Source organism: Desulfobacterium sp. N47 (assembly GCF_051233685.1).
Lineage (GTDB): Bacteria > Desulfobacterota > Desulfobacteria > Desulfobacterales > RPRI01 > RPRI01.
In genome coordinates, this window is record NZ_JBAMMY010000051.1 from 1 (window position 1) to 1516 (window position 1516).

General features: G+C 37.3%; 1 protein-coding gene and 1 pseudogene. Both read right to left on the reverse strand.

Going from position 1 to position 1516, the window contains the following annotated elements; genetic code table 11:
* Window positions 1-180 precede the first annotated feature (180 nt).
* Window positions 181-741 (reverse strand): DUF362 domain-containing protein, encoded by a 561-nt coding sequence (locus VXK47_RS03050; protein WP_435547300.1) that lies wholly within the window; start codon window positions 739-741, stop codon window positions 181-183.
* Window positions 731-1291 (reverse strand): annotated as a pseudogene (locus VXK47_RS03055) (DUF6599 family protein); the annotation flags it as partial. The gene VXK47_RS03050 and the pseudogene VXK47_RS03055, both read right to left, overlap by 11 nt.
* Between the last annotated feature and the right edge of the window lie 225 nt (window positions 1292-1516).

Below are 1516 nucleotides of genomic sequence, written 5' to 3' on the forward strand. Positions count from 1 at the left end.
GACCCGGCTTAGAAAGTTTGCAATTGGCGTTGTCAAATCTAAAAAATTAGCCAAACAAACCGTGTCTCAAAAAATGAGACGATTATCATTTAACGTAAGAGCTGTCTTCGATTATCTGAAAATGACGAAAAGATTTCAACCAGTGGTTCTAAATAATTGAAGCTTATATTTAGAACAAATTTACCGTGTGAGATTACCCCCCTCAATTGACAGTGGAGCAAAAAGGCTTTCCTCCGGAAGTATTATTTTTGCCCCACAACTTTTTGCAGCACTTTCTATTCCGGTAAGAGAAAAACATGCCGTTTGATCATTAATCGGATTGTCCGTTACAACCACAGATAATGCCCCAGCTGCATAACATAATCTGATAACTTCTTTAAGAAGCTCAGGGTTGGTAGTTGCAGAAAGTACAGGAGGAGATGCAAAAGCGGCATTTACTTTCAGAAGCACCCGGTCACCTTTATTTATAAATGCTTCAATCCCACCTATTGCTTTTAAAGCAAGGTTAATGGTTTTAACTCTGTCATCCCCTTTTACAATCGCCATTTTACCGGCTTTCTCCTTAATGGAAAAATCGGGAAGAGCTGTTATCGATTCTGTTTTTACTGATGAAACCGAATCATTGCGGTTATAAAAAAACCCGCCGACAATACCGGATGAAAGGATCAGAAGCCCTGCTTTGGAGGATCTGACCATAAACTCTCTTCTGCTTGTTTCTTTACCGGTGCTTTTATCTGACATGAGTATTTCCCTTCAGCTTTTTATTTAAAACAAATGCAAGCTTTTTTGCCTCCTTTAAATCATTTGCCGAATGTATCCCGGTAAGAAAAGAGCCGTTTGTAAAGATAATCTCATACTCATCCATAATTTCGATTATTGACAAATCTTCTAATTCAATATCCGGTTTTAAGATTTTGCCGCCAAGAGAAACAAGAAATTCAGAATAACTTCTTGCAAGATCTTTTGCCTGTTCCGGATTCTTCCTGCTTGAAATAAATTCTTTTATTTTCCCATTGCTGGTATTGTAATCTGCTGTAAAAACCATGTTGAGCCGATCAAAGCCGAAAGCATTTGAAATTAAAAGTGCAATACTTTTTGTATCAATATTATCCGCCGGAAAACTATCAATTTCCGGAATAGTTTCTTCTTTGGCACCTGTTTTATTAATAAAATCCCTGGAAAAAGTAAGCATCGAATCCATAAGGAAAACTGACGGTTTTGAAGAAACTATCTCAACATAATAATTATTCCATACAAAAAAGACAGCGTTTTCAGTTTTGTATGAGAAGCTGCTTAGATTAAGATCTGAAGAGTTTTATCTTCTTTGCATACTGTAAACAGCAAAAGAATTTATGATATTTCCCATATCATAAAAAAACTAAAGTTTCACCGAAATGATGCATGGTTTACTCACGCGACCATCCGTAACAGCGCGTCCACGAAAGATTTTCGGGAGAGTTTCTGGTTTTTGTTGCAAACGGCATTAAAATCATCAGCCAACGCGGCCTTGGCGATG

Coding starts and splice junctions, on each gene's coding strand:
- VXK47_RS03050 (WP_435547300.1), bottom strand. CDS start 741: ATGTCAGATAAAAGCACCGGTAAAGAAACAAGCAGAAGAGAGTTTATG.